The organism is Rhizobium sp. WCS2018Hpa-16, from assembly GCF_031843705.1.
GTDB classification, from domain to species: Bacteria; Pseudomonadota; Alphaproteobacteria; order Rhizobiales; family Rhizobiaceae; genus Agrobacterium; species Agrobacterium tumefaciens_C.
In genome coordinates this window covers 164428-182320 of sequence record NZ_JAVTIX010000005.1, presented here as the reverse complement: position 1 = coordinate 182320, position 17893 = coordinate 164428, and the positions used below count along the sequence as shown (strand labels likewise).

Sequence of the window (17893 nt, the reverse complement as noted above, 5' to 3'; positions counted from 1 at the left end):
AGACGATGCAGCGTGAGATGCTCGACATTGAGAAACAGCAAGCAGAGCTTCTGGCAACGAACCCAGGTGGCTTCGAGCCTGCCACGGCATTCCGGGTTGCGCAGCATCTGGCCTCCGATGATGAGCTGACGATCGGATCGCATAACGGTGCCCGCCCTACCCCCGTTGTTATCAGCGGTTATCGCAGGAAGAATGGCACGCTCGAACTGCGCTCTGCCTTTGCCCCTATCATCGGGCCGCTGGGTTCGTTGCCGCCTAGCTATTCGGAATTGCAGCAGCGCGAGGAGCGCAATCGCTCCAAGGCGTTGACGAGCTTCTTCAACCTGTTTGCCGCCCGTTTCAGCGAACTCTTTGTTTCGGCGACCGAAAAATACCGGATGGCGCGTGGGCTGCGCTGGTCGCAAGACCGCGAAAACAATGCTTTCCGCAAGACCTTGCTGTCGCTCACAGGCTTTGGCACTGCAGGTTTGAGTGATAATGCTGGCGTCAAGGACGACGTTCTCCTTCGGTTTAGCGGCCTGTTGGCAAATCGCAACCGCAACACGACGGCGCTGACTTCGATGCTGCAGGAATTCACCGGCCTGCCTGTAACCATCGAGCAGTTCTGCAGACGCTGGGTGCCGCTGCCTGTCCACGAGCAAAGCCAACTTGGGCAAGCCGGTGGCTTGCGTCTGGGCCAGAACGTGACAGCTGGCAGTGCCATCGAGGATTTCAGCAGCCGCTTTCGCATCGTTCTCGGCCCGGTTGGCTATGCGGATTATCTGGCGCTGACGCCCGGTTCGAAACGGCTTGCCGAAATCTTCGCCGTGGCACGCCTTTTCGTCGGCAGCGGTTTCGATTTCGATGTTCAGGTCATTTTGAAGAAAGAGGACATTCCGTTCTGCCGCCTTGGCCAAGACGCCTCCCCGGCAAGACTTGGCTGGAACAGCTGGGCGCGGGTTGCACCGGCAGGCAAGGATAGCATGGATGCGATCATAACCGAGCGCGAAGGCTCGGCGATCTCCAGCGTGGGGGCGTTATCATGAAACTTGTGCTGAAGGGCGCACAAACGAACGGTGGAGCAAAGCCCAACCAGTGGAGCCTTGAACACGGCAGTCGCATGATTGGGCGTTCCAGCGATAGCGACTGGCAAGTGAATGACGACGCTCGGCGGGTCTCCAAGCATCACTGCACTATTTCGCGGGATCAGGCCGGGTTCTTCATTGTCGACCAAAGCGCCAATGGAACTCAGGTGGATGGACGATTATTGCTGGAGGGCGAAACGACACGTCTGCAAAGCGGCTCACGCATCGGCATCGGCACGCGCACCTTCGAGGTCGTGATTACCGGTGAGGCAGAGGCGGATTTTAGTGATCCCGATCAGTCACTGCGCATCAGCGACGAGACAATGACAATCTCGGCAATCCTCTCAGACATTACCCCCAGCGGTCGTGCCTCACGAGGGCCGATCGCCGCAGGCGCTTCTAATGACGGCTGGCCTGATGCTGAACCAAGCCCATCGGGGAAGAAGACAAAGACCATCTCGCGCAATGTGGAAGTGGGCTGGGATGCCCCGCCCTCCACCAGTAGCGTTGGGACCGTGCTGCCAAATGACTGGAACGAGGAGCCGGTCGAAAGCAGCAAACACGAACATACCGATGCAATGAACATTCCCGTGCTCGTTTCCCGCCCTGCAAAGCCGAAGCCGGACGCGCAGGATTTCGACGCGATCTTCACGCCGGAAGCGCAAGCGCAGGAAAAGGAGCCAGAGGCTTTCATCAGTGCGCCGGGTCATGACCCGGTCGATGATCTTCTGACGCAACTGGAAAGAGAAACGGCAGAATGCCTAGCCGTTCTGGATATCGACCCAGCCGACCTCGCGCATGAGACCGATGCAACGACCGACAGGGCGCGGCTTGAGGGCCTCATTCGCCAGCAACGGCTTCTTGCGTCATCGCTCGAAACGCTGATCCGTACCTCCACGCTCAAGCTGGAGCCGAGGCTGATCGAAGCGAAGGCAGACGCGCAGAACGACTGGCGCACCCTGCTTGCTCACAAGCAATGGCGGCAGATGATCAGCAGAACGGACTACTGGTCCACATTCAAAAAGCAATTCGAAGAGGGTGGCCGAGCTTTATCGGTCAGGGAATTTCTTCAACGGGCAGCGCGTGGAGACGCCGCACTTGAAGAGGCTCTCAACCCACGCCAAACAGACACCAAGGGGGTAAGCAACCAAGATGAGGCATGAAAACCGAGTCGCCTGGAGCGAGGGCATGTTCCTTCGCGTTCAACATTTTCAGCAATCCGACCGCTGGACGGAACGACTTGTGCGCAACACGACGCGCAATCTCTCGCCCTACCCTTGGGGTGTGGCAGAGATTGGCATAGACCGAAGCGCACTTGCCATCGGGCAGTTCGCCCTGTCAAATCTGCGCGGTATCCTGCCGGATGGAACGCCGTTTGAAGCCCCTGAAGATACCGACCTTCCTTTGCCGCTCGATCTGGATGAGAGCGTCAAGAATGCCATTGTGTATCTGGCGCTTCCCGCCCGCCAACCCGGCAAGGCTGACATGTCCACCGGTGGAAAAGCCGATGTCAACAGCGTGCGGATTGTTGCCACGACCTATGAGGCCACGGACGCCAATGTTGATACCGATTTCGTAGCACCCATCGAAGTTGGACGGCTAAGCCTGAAGTTCCTGAAAACCGGTGATGATCTTTCCGGCTATGACCTCATAGGTTTGGCTCGCGTTGTTGAAGTCAGGTCTGACCGCGCCGTAATCCTGGACCCAGATTTCATCCCGCCGGTGCTGAACTGCGCCGCGTCATCTCGGCTGAGCGAACTTTTGACCGAGTTGCTTGGCATCGTCAGGCACCGGGCACAGGCCATTTCGGAGCGGATCGGTGATCCGACGATCAGAGGCACGGCGGAAGTGGGGGATTACTTCCTTCTGCAGATACTCAATCGCGCCGATCCGCTGCTTGCTCACCGTTCCGCCAATGCAACGCGCTTCCACCCCATTCGCTTTTACGAGGATTGCATTCAGCTGGCCGGTGAACTTGCCACATTCACGACGGATAAAAAGCGCGCAACGGATTTTCCGCCCTATCGGCATGACGACCTGAAAACAAGCTTCGCCGCCGTATTCGATGATCTACGCACATCGCTCTCAGCCGTTCTCGAGCAGGCCGCTGTCGCCATCGAACTCATAGAGCGCAGGCACGGCGTGCGCGTCGGAACCATTCACGATCGCACCCTCCTGCGCGATGCCGGCTTCGTTCTCGCCGTGCGAGCTGACATGTCCGCCGAGGACATTCGCCGCAAACTGCCAGCGCAGATCAAGGTCGGTCCGGTGGAGCGCATTTCAGAGCTGGTCAATGTGGCGCTTCCGGGCATTCCCGTCCGGTCTCTGCCGGTGTTGCCGCGACAGCTCCCCTATCGCTCGGGCACGATTTATTTCGAGATCGATACCAAGTCACCTCTTTGGAAGCAGCTTGAAACCTCTGGCGCCATTGCGCTGCATCTCGCGGGTGAGTTCCCCGGCCTTGAGATGGAAATGTGGGCGTTACGCGAATGAGCAACGACAAGCCTTCTTCATGGCAGGATTTGCCGACAGTGGTGGAAATCACCGACGAAAGCCGGCTTCGAAACAAGAATGCCCGCAACATGGCTGCCATTCTGGATGACATCATCGAGACTGACATTGTGCCCGCACGTGCGGGACGCGGCGATAATTCGCTGCCGATCGATGCGCTGCTTTCCAATTTCCGTTTCGGCGGCGAAGAGGTGCCAACGCTGGTGCAATCGGCAGCGCCGTTGCTCAACCTTGCGCATGTGCTGCGCTTCAGCGATGTTGAACCCGACCCGGAACATCTGCGCCGCGCCTGCATGGAAGCCATCACACGTTACGAGCGCGACCTGGGGTCAGCGCGTATCAGCCCGGAACGCGCCAGAGCCGCCCATTACGTGGTGTGCGCCACCGTGGACGACGTTATCTTGAGCAAGCCGTGGGGCGTGCGTGCTGGCTGGGCGCGCTCCGGCCTCGTTTCCACCTTCCATAACGATGTGACCGGCGGTGACCGCGTATTCGATATTCTCGACCATTTTCACCAGTCGCCGGGTGCCAACAAAGATCTTCTGCTGCTCCTCTATCTCAGCCTTTCTTTGGCCTTTGAGGGTCGCACACGCGTTTCCGCCAAGGGAGCGCTCGAGCTTTCCCGAATCCGCGACAGCCTTTATAAAACGCTGATTGGCCAATATGGCGTGTTTGAGCGTGAACTGTCTCCGCACTGGCAGGGTGTCCAAGCCCGCCACACGCCGCTGCGCACCATGGCAGCACTCTGGACGCTGCTCTCACTGATCGCACTGGCATTCGCCTTCGGCTACCTGTTCTTCACCCTGTCTCTGAACAGCGCCTCCGATACAACCTTCGAGCGGCTGGCATCGTTGCCGCCAACGGATACGCCGAGTGTTCTCATCACAACACCGCCTTCCCCACCGGAAACACCCACTGTTCAGGCGCAGCAACCGAGAGCCGAGCCTCCAAGGACTGTCGAGCCGCCAAAACCGACGCGACTGGATAATCTGATGGCTTTCCTCCAGCCAGAGGTTCAAAGAAATCTGGTAACGCTGGCAAATGTGAATGGGCGCCTTCGCGTGCGCATCAACAATTCCGGCCTCTTCAATGTGGGAAGCGCCGATGTCAGCCCGCAATTTCGTGATCTGATCCAACGAATTGGCGGCGCACTTGCGGCCGACAAGTTCCGTGCGGTTGTTATCGGCTACACGGACAATGTGCCGATCAAAACCATCCAGTTTCCATCAAACTGGCACCTTTCGGAAGCTCGTGCCAAGGCGGTGGGCGATATTCTCTCCACCTTCACCGGTCCCGATGCCATCCTGACCGAGGGCCGCGCCGATAGTGACCCGATTGCCGATAACAACACGGCGGAAGGTCGCGAGAAGAACCGCAGAACTGAAATCATGGTGCTGACCAATCCCGGCGAGCAACTGAGCGAAGCGGGCATTCTTTCCCCCACAATTACAACGACAACCGGACAGCAACCAGGTGAGGCCCAGCAATGAATCCGCTGAGTTATTTTTATACGATCCGGTCATATGTCGATAGCTACGCTTCCATCATCGGCAGGCGGTTCATCTCCTTGCTGTGGGCCGTGGCGCTCTGCGTCGTCATCTGGTTCTACGGCTATCTCGTCAGCTTCGGCACGTTCAAGCCGTTCGGAACAACCCAAGCGCGGTTGATCGCCATCGGCATCATCCTGCTGATCTGGATCATCTACATCGCTGTCACGCTCTACCGTGCCCGCAAGCAGGACAAGGAACTCGTAGACAGCATCGAGCAAGAGGCGCTCAACAACAGGAATGCAGAGGTCGGGGAAATACAAACCCGCCTGAAAGAGGCGCTTGCCCTCTTGCGCCGCGTTACAAAGAAGCGGTTTGGCTATATCTACGATCTGCCTTGGTATGTGATTTTCGGGGCACCCGGTTCCGGTAAGACCACGGCGCTGACCAATTCCGGCCTGCAATTTCCGCTGGGTGACGCTCTGGGCGAAAACGCCGTGAAGGGTATCGGCGGTACGCGAAACTGCAATTGGTGGTTCACGGATGAGGCAATCCTCATCGATACCGCGGGGCGCTACACCACACAGGACGATCTAGACGGCTCATCCAAGGCCGGATGGGAGGGTTTCCTCAACCTTTTGCGCCGCTATCGTCGCTCCCAGCCAATCAATGGTGCGCTCGTCACTCTATCCATCCACGACCTTCTGACGCGTGACCCGGAAGAACAGCGGCAAGAGCTTCGATCCATCCGGCAGCGGCTGTCGGAACTGGACGAGTATCTTCATGCCCGCGTGCCTGTTTATGTCGTGTTGACAAAGGCTGACCTTCTGGACGGTTTCATCGAATTCTTCGATGGGTTCAACAAGACGGATCGCCATCAGGTCTGGGGCACGACATTCAAGCTGGACGAAAGCTATTCTGGGCAGGATCTTCCGCAACGCTTTCTCGAAGAATTTGAACTGTTGCAGCAGCGTGTCGATGCGATGCTGATCGAACGGTTGCAACAGGAGCAGAATGCCGAGATCAGGGGGCGCATTTTCCGCTTCCCGGCAGAACTTTCCAAGCTCAAGGACAGACTGCACGAGGCACTGAGCGAGCTTTGCGCCAGTTCGCCGCTCATCGAATCGCCGTTGCTGCGGGGTGTCTACTTTGCGTCGGGCACACAGGCGGAAGCTGGCACAACAGCGCCTCGCGCCCACCGCAGTTACTTTCTCGTGCGCCTTTTCAAGGACGTCATCTTTCCGGAAGCTGCACTCGTCATGCGTGACAAGCGCCTTTCCGGCAGACAGTTGCTGGTCCGGCGCGTAGCTTATGGCGTATGTACGGCTGTCGTAGCCATCGTTTTCGCTGGCTGGATTTTCACCTATTTCGCCAATACGCAGGCGCTGGCGGAAGCCGACCGCAAGCTGAACGCCTATCAGCAGCTCGTACAGGGTATTCCGGTGCGCAATGTATCGGATGCCGATTTTCTGCGCATCCTGCCGGCGCTCGACAATCTGCGCGACGTGAATTCCGGCTTTCAGAAGGATCGCGTCTGGAACGTTGGCTTCGGGCTGGATCAGGAAGAAAAGATCGCAGGACGGCAGCGTGACGCATACCAGCGTGCGCTGAATGCATTGCTCCTGCCGCGAATGATCGTGCAATTGCAAAAGCAGTTACAAGATGAGAACGATGTGACACGCACGTTCAACTCACTCAAGCTTTACGGCATGCTGGGTGGTCTTGGTAATCTCGATCGGGATTTCATGACTGTGCAGTCGCACGATATGTTTGCCTCACTCTATCCGGGGGATGGGCGCGCTGCTGCCCGCGATGCACTCAATCGACATGCTCGCGCTCTGGCGACTGGTGCACTTGCACCGATTGAACTTGATGCGAGGCTGATATCCAAAGCGCGAGACACGATCCGGAATCAGGCCATAGGTGCGCGTGCCTATGATATTCTGGCTGGCCTTCCGCAGGCACGCGAGCTTGCGGAGTGGAACCCTTCTGGTGCGTTCGGTCCGCTTGGTGAACGTGCCGTGGAACGTGAAAGCAAGGCACCGCTGGTGGATGGTATCGAAGGGCTGTTTACCGCCAATGGATATCGCAGCGTCGTCATTCCACAGGTCTCCTATGCCTCTCGCGTCGCATTGTCTGAGGCCTGGGTTCGCGGGTCTGACGATGCCATTCGTGGTGCAACGGTTGAAACCGTGGCGCAGGCCGCCCTTCAGATATACTTCGACCGATTTGAAAAGCGCTGGAACGACCTTCTCACAGATGTCCGCATCAAGCCTTCGCAAAGCCTTGGTGACGCGGTGGAGACCACACGTATTCTGGCCAATGATCGCAACATTGTCATTGAAGCCGCCAGATCCATTGCCGATGCCACAGACCTGCGCCCCAATGCGGGGGCAAGTTTGACGACACTTGCCTCAACCGCAGACGGCGACAATACCGCTGCGATTTTATCCGCGACCGTCGATGCCTCCGACCCCTACGGCCCTCTGCGCGACATGCTGGCGGTGAAAGGTTCAGGCAGTGCCAACCAGGAGAATGGCAGCAAGGACGCTGGTTCACCATCCGAACAGCTTCTGGTAAATATCAAAGAACTGCATGAGCAATTGGCACGCTCCTCAACCACATCAGATGAGGTGGCGAAGGTGTTCGATGTGGACAGCCAGCTGACGAAAGCCAATCAGGATCTGTTGCAAGAGGCCCGTCAGCTTCCGGCACCGCTTGATATATGGGTTGCTGGGCTTGCCGCCGATGTCGGCTCGCTAGCGGTCAAATCCGCCCGTGGCCGGATTGCCGACCTTTGGGCGGCAGAGGCAGCTTCACTTTGCTCATCCATAGTTTCTGGACGCTACCCATTTGATCGGGCATCGCCGAGAGATGTTGCGATGGCGGATTTCACGAGGCTTTTCGGCCCGACCGGCACCTTCCAGACGTTCTTCAAACAGCGCATGGAGCCATTCGTGGACAAGACGACAACGCCATGGGGCTGGAAAGGTACTTTTGGCGCAACCGGTATACCCAGCGATGCCATTGCGCAATTCGAGAATGCCGACAAGATCTTCCGCGCATTCTTTCCCAATGGAAGTGAAGTCCCAGCCGTTTCCATCAACGTAAAGCCGGTGTCGCTGTCTCAGGCATCCAGCGCGGTGATGCTGGAAATCGAAGGCGAGCGGGTCGTCTATTATCATGGTCCGGTTCAGGCGAAATCCATCACGTGGCCATCGGAGGCCAACTCCGCCAATCTTTCGCGCATCGCCTTCCAGCCAGGTGGTTGGCAGCAGGCGAAAACAGAAAACGGAGACTGGTCTCCTTTCCGCCTGCTCGATGATGCTAAAATCGATAATCAAGCCGGTGATCTGTTGCGAGCGAGGTTTGAGAATAGCGGTCAGGTGGCAGAGTTCGATATTCAATTTGGATCAGTGCTCAATCCTTTCAGGCTGGACGCGCTTGCGAAGTTTAGCTGCCCTGCTCAATTCTGAGCGACAGATGTCACCTTTAACGGAGGGGATGATGACAATGAAACTAGACCGACGCCGCAGAGCTGACTTGTCAGTCTGATGGCAAAGCAAGTCAGCACTCCCGCAAAAGCAGCGGTCGAAAGCGACCGGATTGGCTTTTTCGGGAAAATCCAGAGCCACGGAGATTTCCTCTCCGAGGGTCTGGACCGCGATCTTATCGGCGCCCTCGATGGCTGGGTACAGGCCGGAATGCACGCCTGTGCTGATGCATTCGCGTCGCGCTGGAATTCCGTATTTTCCGCATCCCCTCCATTGCGCTTCATTACCGAGCGCGGAATTTGGGGCCCCAATGCCTATGCGGGTGTTCTCCTTCCCAGCCGGGACAGGGTTGGCCGTAAATATCCGTTGGTCGTCTTGGCGCAGATGGCAGACTTCAACTATCATCCAAGAACGATCTATCTTGATGACACGTGGTTCATGGCAGCAGAGGCGGTGGCCGAAACGTCCATGACACAAGACTTCGACATGCAGCGTTTCACCACCGCGATCAAACGGTTGCGAATGCCTAAACCGAAGGGCGAAGATGAAGATATCAGATTTTCAGCCCGCTCCGGGGAACCGATAAGCCTGTGGTGGTACATTGACGCCGACACGCGCCGCGCCCGCGGTATGAAATTTGAAGGAAAGCCGAAGGCAACGGATTTCGTGAAGCTTTTTCGTGAGCAGATTGCCACGGATGAGGCGGCCACGGATGCAGCCCCCGCCTCAACCCCGCCTCAGAAAGCCACGACCGAAACCAAACCCGCTGTCCCACCAAAACCCGCTGCTGTGCCAACCCCGCCGCCGCAAGCTGCACCCGCGCCATCACTTGTTTACAGTTACGCCACCCATCCGGGCACGCGCCTCAGCGTCAACGCGGACGCACTGTTCGTCTCAAAGAGCCCTGCTCTCTTTGCCATTGCCGACGGTGTGGGAGACAGCAATGCAGCAGTCGAGGCTGCAAGGCTGACAATGAATGCGCTAACAGACATAACGAGCAACGACCATGCTGAATTTGTCGCGCAGGATATCAAAGGCAAACTCGGCACCGTCAACAGCCTGTTGCTATCACGCCAGGTCGGCACGGAAGCACCACGGCCGATGGCAAGCGTGGTTCTGGCTTCTCTTGTTGAAAACACTCTCAGAGTTTTATGGTCAGGTGATGCGCGCGCCTATCTGATGCGGGATGGCACCATGCATATGCTGTCGCGCGATCACGTGAGCGTCGGCATAAGGAAGCAGCTGTCGCAATGCCTTGGGCTTTCCCAACAGTTCCGTCCAGATACACTAAGCGAAGAATGGGGCTTGCGCGACCGCCTCCTGCTGTGCAGTTTCCCGCTTATACAGGCTCTGAAAGAGCGCGTGGTTGCCGAGATCTTGCAAGAAACGCGGATCGACGATTGCGCCAATGCTCTGATACAGGAAGCTCTTATCGAGAATATCAGAGAGAATATCAGCGCGATTGTGATCGGAAACCAGCTTGAGCAGCAATGACGAGGTTGCTAGGCGTTTTGCCGATTTGTGGGCGGCGATACGACGGTCGGAAACACCGGACGACGTGATAGATCGTATTCGCGATGCACTTGACCGCAAGGCGACGGCGCTGGCTCATCAAAATCCTGACTATATCGAAAACAGTTTCATTGTTGAGGCTGTGACCCATGAAACGGAAACCACACAAATCCTGCAGGTAACTCATCGCGACCTAGGCACCTCCTCCGCCATCAAGACAGTGCCGGAAAAAGCGCGTGATGATGCCTTTCTCGTTCAGAACCTGCGAAGAGAAGCTGAGATCGGGCTTTCCCTTCGGCATCCCTGCCTTCAGGAAATCTCGGCACTGCTACGGCTGACGGACGGGCGGCCGGGCCTGCTGCAGCCATGGACGCCTTTTACGTTAGCAACTCTTCTGAGCAGCAGAAAACTGACACCGCATGAGATCAACGCCAGCTTGCATCGGCTTCTAAGCGGGGTTTCTGCTCTTCATGCTGAGAGTTTCGTCCACGGTGATATCACGCCCGCAAATCTTCTCGTTCCAGACGGAGAACTCGACAAGGCGCGGCTTGGCGATTTCGGGATAACGTTGAAAACAGGCGAATTCCACCATATGCACGGCATCAGCCATGCGGGTTCACCTGAATTTTCAGCTCCGGAGCAATTGGCGGGCGAAGCAGCACATCCGAAGCACGATATCTATTCGATCGGAAGGCTCGCAGAGCGGATGATCAGCGCGCTTGATGGCGAGGCGGATGAAAAGCTTGCAAGGTTTATGCAGCTGTGCACCGCATCAGATGCGTCTAAGCGCCCTCGTTCTGCTACCGATGCGGCTCTTCTTCTCAGCGGCGAGTGACGTTATATCACCGCCGCCTCGCCTCGGCAGAAATCAGTTTGAACCGCCGGGCGGCGGCGCTGCTGCGGTTGGCACGCTCTTCTGGAAGACCGTCAGCAGCTTGGCAGAATCCACCAGCGGCGCGTTGCTCGCATAGAGAACATCGCCCTTCTGCATCTGGAAGAGCTGCATCAAGGCGATGCTGGACGCATCACGCATATTGACGTGATAAATCACCGGCTTCATCGTTGATGTAAAAGCGACCGGATCTTTCGAGCCCGCAGGTGCCCTGGTTGGCACATTCACAATCTCATTGCGGAAAACATAGACATTGCGGGCGTCAGCGCGGTCATCCAGCAAACCACCGGAACGACCAACGGCCTGCGCAAGCGTCATCTTTCCAGTTTCAAACTGAAACTCGCCTGCGCTTTTAAATGCGCCCAGCGCAGTAAAGCTGGAGGCATCGCCATCGATCATGATCTGGTCGTCCGGTGACACGCGAATATTCTGGCGATCTTCCCGCATGATGCGATCCAGCGAGGCGCTGGCGCGCTGGCTTCCGCGAACAACAGTCACCTGCGCTGCAGCCGGTGCGACCGTCGGCCCACCAGACTGGTTGATAACATCCAGCACCCGTTCCTGTCGGGCAGTCAGCGCAATCTTGCCGGGCGTCTTGACTGCGCCGCTCAGCATAACCGCGCTGGTCGGCTTATCGATAACTGTGACAACAGCCTGGGGATTGACTGCAGACCCCTTGAGACCGGTCACGACCTGCGACTGCAGGCCCTCCGGTGTCGAGTCGATCACTCGCTTTTTGCCAATGAATGGCAGATTAACGCTGCCGCTCTGATCAACCGTAAAACGTCCGAGGTTGAGGGTCTTGCTCTGCGTCGACGAGAAAAGTCCATCTTCGCCCGTATCAAATACAGTGATGTCAATAACATCGCCACGACGCAGACGCTGGGAATTATAGCCAGTATTACGCAAGGCAGTCAGGCCCGGGCCGTTAGCGCTTTCCAGCGAAGACTGCAACAATGGCGCAGCAGGTGCGTCCGCCAACTCGATAACACGAATTTTTTCGTTGGTTTTGGGAAGAGTTGCTGACCGGATATTTCCGGCAGTCGGACCATCCGAGGGCTTTGCACAACCGGCCAACAAAGCCAAAAGAAGTACCGACGCAACCTTCTTCATCCGACATCCCCGCAATAGAATCACATACACGCAGGAATAGCATCAAAGCGATTTCGGACAATATCAGTGAAGCTGAAAATTGAAAAGATGAGAGCGGTAACAAGCGCGCTGTTGCCTTTCAGCAACCACTTACGTAACGTAAGGCATTGAATTTTATAGTACTTGGCGATGCACAGCTCGACTGCGGAGCGCATACCCTTAAAATTCACCCCTCATTGCCGACGGATGCGGCCTGATGGCTCCGTTGCGATGTCTAAGCATATTGCTCGGCTAGGCAGCTAGAAGGCGGCGGAACTGGTCCGCCGCCTGTCTCAAAATTAGAAGCGGTAGTTCACGCCGCCTTTAACAACGTGGTCGGTCAAATCCGTGTGCGAGGTGACGCCGTTGGAGAAGGTGCGAACATCGTCTGTTGCTACATAGTTGTATTCGACCTTGGCAGATACCTGTGGCGTAAAGCGGTGCTCCGCACCTGCGCCAAGCAGGTAGCCTTCCTTCATGCCGTCAGGGCCTGTCACACCGCCGCCATCACGCAGGCTGGTGACGGTCAGACCGGCTGTGCCGTAGACCAGCGTGTCGTCGAGCTTAACACCGGCGCGAACTTTCGCGGCTGCGCGCCAGCGTTCCTTGAGGTTACCATTTGGCACCTTCGCACGGGTGTCGCCCAGATGCGTGGCTTCAACTTCACCACCAACGACGGCAGATCCGAGATCATAGTCGTAACCCGCCTGCGCGCCGAGCGCCAAGCCCTTGCCGCCCTTGAAAGGGTTGGCGCTTGGCATAGCCGCGCCGACGTGTCCACCAACATAGGCGCCAGTCCAGGAGGTCTTCGGCTCCTCGGAATAGGCAGGCGGCGGCGCCTCGTAGGATGACAGATCTGCAGCCAAAGCAGGTGCTGCCACAAGAGAGACAAGGGCTGCAGCTGCAACAGATTTCAGGGTCTTCGACATAGGTTTACTCCACACTTTGTTCTTACACTGTGACCCAAGCTGGCCACTAAATTCTAAAACACATCCTGGACTGTGCGTCTGATTGCGGTTTTGGCTAAGAATGGCACAAAGGTAAGGCACGTTCCGCAATTCCGTTAGAATTTGCCTAAAACTTTAACTGTATGGATAACAAAGAGTTAACTGTCCTGGCTCGCGCTGGCTCATAGGTTATAGGGCCAAGCTCGTTGCTTCAACGATCCAAAAATCTCATATGCGAACATGGCGTTGGAATGCGGCAAACCGGTCGCTCTTCGAGATAGCACATCATCGGCACAAGCATATGGAGATGATGAACGTCGCTCAACTGACCGCGTTTCGCCCCAATTGGAACAGAACCTGCTCTGAAATCATTTCTACCGCAAATCCTATAAGTTATTTCCCTTAATCGGACTTATGATGACGTCAAAGATACGTGCCCAAAACAGGAACAATCATGAGAGAAATTGATAGCAAAGCCACGACGGGCGTTGAAGGTCTGGATGACATCTTGTCTGGAGGCCTGACACGACGGCATGTGTTTCTGCTTGAGGGATCGCCCGGCACCGGCAAGACGACAATATCGCTGCAGTTTCTGATTGAGGGAGCAGTGAGGGGTGAGCGCTGCCTCTATATAAGTCTTTCGGAGTCTGAAGAGGAGTTGCGCGATAGTGCGGCATCTCACAATATGGTTCTGCACGAGAACATCGAAATTTTCGAACTGGTGCCGCCGGAAAGCCTGCTCGATGCGGACCAGCAGCAGAGCCTGCTGTATTCCTCCGACCTGGAACTCGGTGAAACGACGAAGCTGATATTTGACGCCTTCGAGAGGATAAAACCTGATCGAGTGGTCATCGATAGCCTTTCGGAAATTCGATTGCTTGCCCAGAGTTCCCTACGCTATCGGCGCCAGATACTGGCACTGAAGCACTTTTTCTCGAAGTCGGGCGCGACGGTTCTGCTACTGGATGACCTGACCGCTGATACTCTCGACAAGACAGTCCATAGCGTCGTGCATGGCGTTATTCATCTTGAAGAACTCTCCCCTAACTATGGTTCGGAACGTCGGCGAGTGAGGGTTTTGAAGTATCGTGGACAATCCTACCGTGGCGGCTACCATGACTTTGTCATTCGCACCGGTGGCGTGGCGGTATTTCCGCGTCTTCGGGCTGTCGAACACAAGACGACGTTTGTGCGAGATACGCTCAGCAGTGGCATTGATAGTCTCGATGGGCTTCTCGGTGGCGGCATTGATCGCGGATCGAGCACTCTTCTCATTGGGCCTGCTGGCACAGGGAAAAGCATTTTCGGCATCCAGTTCGTTGCCGCCGCCTTGGCTCGTGGGGAAAAGGCAGCAATGTTTATTTTCGATGAAGAACTAGGCCTGCTCTTTAATCGAATGAGACATATTGGCATCGATCTGGAGGCAATGCGCGACGAGGGCAGCCTCTACATCGAGCAGCTCGATGCGGCGGAACTGTCTCCCGGTGAGTTTGCCCAACGCGTGAGAGAACATGTCGCAAAATATGATGCGAAAACCGTTCTGATCGACAGTATCAACGGGTATCAGGCATCAATGCCCGAGGAAAATGCGCTTATCCTGCATATGCATGAGCTGCTACAGTTCTTGAACAGGCAGGGGGCAAACACTTTTCTGACAGTTGCTCAGCACGGTCTCGTCGGCGACATGAAATCTCCCGTCGACGTAACTTACCTAGCAGATACGGTTATCCTGCTTCGTTATTTCGAGGCTGTCGGCCGCGTCAGACGGGCCGTGTCAGTTATCAAGAAGCGGACTGGCATGCATGAAGACACGATCCGCGAATACAAGATCAACGAGAGCGGCTTGACGCTCGGAGAACCGATTTCGTCCTTCCAGGGCGTGCTGAGGGGTGTCCCGTTTCTGATGCCCGAAAAGTCTATCGACTCCCCAGATTAAGAAAGCTCGGAAAATTATTGATCCCGGACACTTCGCTCTCATCTACACGCCAAATGGCAGAGATGGTGACATAGCAAAATCTATCCTCGCAGAAGCAGGTATAGACTCACGATCGGTCTCCTCTTTGCCCGGCATGGTATCGGCGCTGGGCGAGGATGTGGCATTTGTCGTCGTGACTGAGGACACGTTGCGCTCTGCAGACTTGCGGGGCCTTTCCGACTGGATCGGCGCGCAAGCCGCGTGGTCCGACCTGCCCTTCATCGTTCTGACCCATCGTGGTGGAGGGCCAGATCGCAACCCGATAGCTTTGCGGCTCTCGGAAATTCTCGGCAATGTCAGCTTTCTGGAACGACCGTTCCATGTCACCACCTTCATCAGCGTCTCCAGAACCGCATACCGAAACCGTCTTCGCCAGTTCGATGCCAGAGCCAAGATCGAAGCTTTGGCAGATAGCGAATTGTGGCTTCAAACTGCGTTGAGTGCGGGCAGGCTCGGCTCGTGGCAGCTTGAACTGTCGTCGATGTGCTTTATCAGCTCTGCGGCGTGCAAGACCATCTTCGGATTTGAGGCGGATGCGGCTTGCACGTATCAGGACCTTCTAGCCAAGGCCCATCCAGACGACCGCTTGCGCGTGGAAGCTGCGGTTCACGATACCGTCGAAAATGGTAGCGAATATGCCATCGAGTACCGGATTAGCCGGCCCGATAGCTCTGTGCGTTGGGTGGAAACGAAAGCACAGCTTTATCGTGATAGGCGGGGCGTACCGAGCAAGCTGGTCGGTGTCGCGGCTGACATAACCGAGCGCAAGGAAATCGTTGAGCGACAGCGCCGCGTGAACGAAACTCTGGAGCTACGCGTAGCCGAAAGAACGGCGGAATTGCTGAAGGCCCATGAAACTGTCATGGCCGAGGTGGATCATAGGCAAAAAGCCGAAGAGCAATTGCGGCAAGCGCTGAAGATGGAGGCCATCGGCCAACTCACCGGCGGTGTGGCACATGATTTCAACAATCTGCTCATGGCGGTAATGGGAAATCTCGAACTGCTGGCAAAGCACGTCTCCGGCGATGAGAAAGCCACCCGGCTTATCGATGGTGCGCTGAAGGGTGCAAAGCGTGGCGCGTCGCTGACCCAACGGCTTTTGGCATTTGCCCGCAGGCAGGACTTGCAAGTGAAACCGGTCGATATGCCCAAGCTTGTCGAGGACATGGATGAATTGCTCCGTCGGTCCGCCGGCTCGCGTATTTCGATTGAGCGTGCAATTGATGCGGATCTGCGTTTTGCCTTGGGCGATGCGAACCAGATCGAGCTCGCTCTCCTCAATCTCGTCGTAAATGCACGAGACGCCACGCCTGATAGTGGCACCGTGACAATCAGCCTGCGCGAAGACACCATCGCGCACTCGACGGCGGAGCTGTCTGCCGGAGACTATATCGTTCTCTCCGTTGCAGATACGGGTGTTGGGATGGACGCAGACACCTTGAAAAAGGCGATTGATCCCTTCTTCTCGACCAAGGAACTTGGCAAGGGCACGGGCCTTGGCCTTTCCATGATCCACGGCCTTGCCTTGCAGCTAAAAGGCGCACTCATTCTCCACAGCACGAAGGGAAGAGGCACCACTGCTGAGTTGTGGGTGCCGGTCTATGCCGATGATGCGGGCTACCCCACGGAACCGGCCCTGCCCGCTCAGGTGGACAACTCGTCCATCGACAGGCCATTGAGGATTCTGATGGTGGATGATGATCCGCTGATTGCTATGAGCTCGGTCGACATGCTGGAAGATCTTGGGCATGACGTCGTCGAGGCAAATTCGGGCATGCAGGCGCTTGAGCTGCTGGCCAGCGAACGCCAGTTCGATCTGCTGGTGACGGATTTTTCGATGCCGGGCATGAATGGTGCGGAGCTATCCCGCAGGGCGCGCGAGTTGATCCCCAGCCTTCCCATCCTCATCGCCACCGGCTACGCAGAGCTGCCGGAAGGCACCGATCTGGAAATCAACCGACTGGGTAAACCCTACACGCAAGACCAGCTCGCAAGCGAAATATCGAAGGTGATTGCGTCCCACTCTGTATAAGCGATTGGCAAAACATCAGACAAATAATGAATTGATTGGCAAATCGGGTAAATCATCATATGTATGTGATGATATCGCTGTCGTTCTCATCCATGAGTCTCCGAAATGCACCTCAATCGAAAAGAGCGTCCCAAAAACGGGGCTTCGCTGGTTAGCCAACTCAGCGGCATTCTGCGGGACGTTATCGCATCCGGTCGATACAGCCCGGGAGACCGGCTGCCCAGTGAGGTGGAACTGACAGAAGAGCATGGCGTGAGCCGCACTGTTGTTCGTGAGGCCATCGCTGCGCTGCGCCACGACGGTCTAGTCGAAGTTCGGCAAGGGGCGGGCATATTCGTTTTGAAAACGGAAAAGGACGTCCGACCGCCCGTCAACGTCGATAAGGCGAGGCTTTCTTCGGATCTGGAGGTACTGGAAATCAGGACCCCGCTTGAAATTGAAGCCGCCGGCCTTGCCGCTCTTCGCCGCTCCCCCTCTCAGGAAGAAGCAATCTTCGATTGCCATGCCAGGGTGCTGGATTGCATCGAAAAGAACCAATCCATCCGCGAAGCCGATCTGGCACTGCATTTCGCAATTGCGGCAGCAACGAACAATCCCCTGTTCACGCAGTTTCTCGAACTCCATGGACCGGCGGCCATTCCGCAATCTAGGTTTGTCCCGAAACTAGAGGAAGTCGATCAAACAGCCTATCGGCGCCTGATCCACAGGGAGCACGAGGCTATCATCGTTGCAATTTCAGACCGCGACGAACAGGCCGCCAAGCTTGCCATGCAAGAGCACTTGCGCGGAAGCCAGCTCCGCTATCGTGAGATGATGCGGGATCTGCGCGGAATTTCAGCCAACTAAAA

General features: G+C 56.5%; 12 protein-coding genes. 10 read left to right on the top strand and 2 right to left on the bottom strand.

Going from position 1 to position 17893, the window contains the following annotated elements; translation table 11 throughout:
• The first annotated feature begins 5 nt into the window (after window positions 1-5).
• The 7 genes from tssG (at window position 6) to RQI55_RS16420 (ending at window position 10903) form a co-directional block, all read left to right on the top strand.
• The gene (tssG, locus tag RQI55_RS16450) at window positions 6-1025 is read left to right on the top strand and encodes a type VI secretion system baseplate subunit TssG (RefSeq protein WP_042617052.1); all 1020 of its coding nucleotides are present in this window, start codon (window positions 6-8) and stop codon (window positions 1023-1025) included.
• On the top strand, window positions 1022-2227 hold the full coding sequence (locus RQI55_RS16445; protein ID WP_311273173.1) for an FHA domain-containing protein: 1206 nt from the start codon (window positions 1022-1024) through the stop codon (window positions 2225-2227). The genes tssG and RQI55_RS16445 overlap by 4 nt, the downstream gene beginning before the upstream one ends.
• Window positions 2217-3557, top strand: a complete 1341-nt coding sequence (gene tssK, locus RQI55_RS16440) for a type VI secretion system baseplate subunit TssK (protein WP_243258252.1) — start codon at window positions 2217-2219, stop codon at window positions 3555-3557. The genes RQI55_RS16445 and tssK overlap by 11 nt, the downstream gene beginning before the upstream one ends.
• Window positions 3554-5065 carry a type VI secretion system protein TssL, long form gene (gene tssL, locus RQI55_RS16435; RefSeq protein ID WP_243258253.1) on the top strand — a complete coding sequence of 504 codons (1512 nt, stop codon included), beginning with the start codon at window positions 3554-3556 and terminating at the stop codon, window positions 5063-5065. Before tssK ends, tssL begins: the two co-directional genes overlap by 4 nt.
• Window positions 5062-8538, top strand: a complete 3477-nt coding sequence (gene tssM / locus RQI55_RS16430) for a type VI secretion system membrane subunit TssM (RefSeq protein ID WP_311273174.1) — start codon at window positions 5062-5064, stop codon at window positions 8536-8538. Before tssL ends, tssM begins: the two co-directional genes overlap by 4 nt.
• A gap of 78 nt (window positions 8539-8616) precedes the next feature.
• Window positions 8617-10050: a type VI secretion system-associated protein TagF gene (gene tagF, locus RQI55_RS16425; RefSeq protein WP_042617057.1), complete on the top strand. Its 1434-nt coding sequence runs from the start codon at window positions 8617-8619 to the stop codon at window positions 10048-10050.
• A complete protein-coding gene (locus RQI55_RS16420; protein ID WP_042617058.1) occupies window positions 10037-10903 on the top strand; it encodes a protein kinase domain-containing protein in 867 nt (288 codons plus the stop codon). The genes tagF and RQI55_RS16420 overlap by 14 nt, the downstream gene beginning before the upstream one ends.
• A 33-nt stretch (window positions 10904-10936) precedes the next feature.
• Here RQI55_RS16420 and RQI55_RS16415 read toward each other — a convergent pair whose 3' ends face one another.
• Both RQI55_RS16415 and RQI55_RS16410 read right to left on the bottom strand, forming a co-directional pair.
• The gene (locus RQI55_RS16415) at window positions 10937-12073 is read right to left on the bottom strand and encodes a polysaccharide biosynthesis/export family protein (protein ID WP_042617059.1); all 1137 of its coding nucleotides are present in this window, start codon (window positions 12071-12073) and stop codon (window positions 10937-10939) included.
• Window positions 12074-12390: 317 nt separating this feature from the next.
• Complete coding sequence (locus RQI55_RS16410; protein ID WP_243258255.1) at window positions 12391-13020, bottom strand: outer membrane protein; 630 nt, start codon at window positions 13018-13020, stop codon at window positions 12391-12393.
• A 472-nt stretch (window positions 13021-13492) separates the two neighbouring features.
• On the opposite strand from RQI55_RS16410, the gene RQI55_RS16405 reads away from it, so the two are divergent.
• The 3 genes from RQI55_RS16405 (at window position 13493) to RQI55_RS16395 (ending at window position 17891) form a co-directional block, all read left to right on the top strand.
• Window positions 13493-14974 carry an ATPase domain-containing protein gene (locus RQI55_RS16405; RefSeq protein WP_042617061.1) on the top strand — a complete coding sequence of 494 codons (1482 nt, stop codon included), beginning with the start codon at window positions 13493-13495 and terminating at the stop codon, window positions 14972-14974.
• Window positions 14975-15131: 157 nt separating this feature from the next.
• The gene (locus RQI55_RS16400) at window positions 15132-17045 is read left to right on the top strand and encodes an ATP-binding protein (RefSeq protein ID WP_311273175.1); all 1914 of its coding nucleotides are present in this window, start codon (window positions 15132-15134) and stop codon (window positions 17043-17045) included.
• Between the two features lie 105 nt (window positions 17046-17150).
• Entirely contained in the window at window positions 17151-17891 is a 741-nt protein-coding gene (locus RQI55_RS16395) for a FadR/GntR family transcriptional regulator (RefSeq protein ID WP_243258257.1), read from the top strand.
• Window positions 17892-17893 lie beyond the last annotated feature (2 nt).

Excerpts from the sequence above, each read along its gene's own strand:
- tssG (WP_042617052.1), top strand. The coding sequence starts at position 6 with ATGCAGCGTGAGATGCTCGACATTGAGAAACAGCAAGCAGAGCTTCTG.
- RQI55_RS16445 (WP_311273173.1), top strand. The coding sequence starts at position 1,022 with ATGAAACTTGTGCTGAAGGGCGCACAAACGAACGGTGGAGCAAAGCCC.
- tssK (WP_243258252.1), top strand. The coding sequence starts at position 2,217 with ATGAGGCATGAAAACCGAGTCGCCTGGAGCGAGGGCATGTTCCTTCGC.
- tssL (WP_243258253.1), top strand. The coding sequence starts at position 3,554 with ATGAGCAACGACAAGCCTTCTTCATGGCAGGATTTGCCGACAGTGGTG.
- tssM (WP_311273174.1), top strand. The coding sequence starts at position 5,062 with ATGAATCCGCTGAGTTATTTTTATACGATCCGGTCATATGTCGATAGC.
- tagF (WP_042617057.1), top strand. The coding sequence starts at position 8,617 with ATGGCAAAGCAAGTCAGCACTCCCGCAAAAGCAGCGGTCGAAAGCGAC.
- RQI55_RS16415 (WP_042617059.1), bottom strand. The coding sequence starts at position 12,073 with ATGAAGAAGGTTGCGTCGGTACTTCTTTTGGCTTTGTTGGCCGGTTGT.
- RQI55_RS16410 (WP_243258255.1), bottom strand. The coding sequence starts at position 13,020 with ATGTCGAAGACCCTGAAATCTGTTGCAGCTGCAGCCCTTGTCTCTCTT.
- RQI55_RS16405 (WP_042617061.1), top strand. The coding sequence starts at position 13,493 with ATGAGAGAAATTGATAGCAAAGCCACGACGGGCGTTGAAGGTCTGGAT.
- RQI55_RS16395 (WP_243258257.1), top strand. The coding sequence starts at position 17,151 with ATGCACCTCAATCGAAAAGAGCGTCCCAAAAACGGGGCTTCGCTGGTT.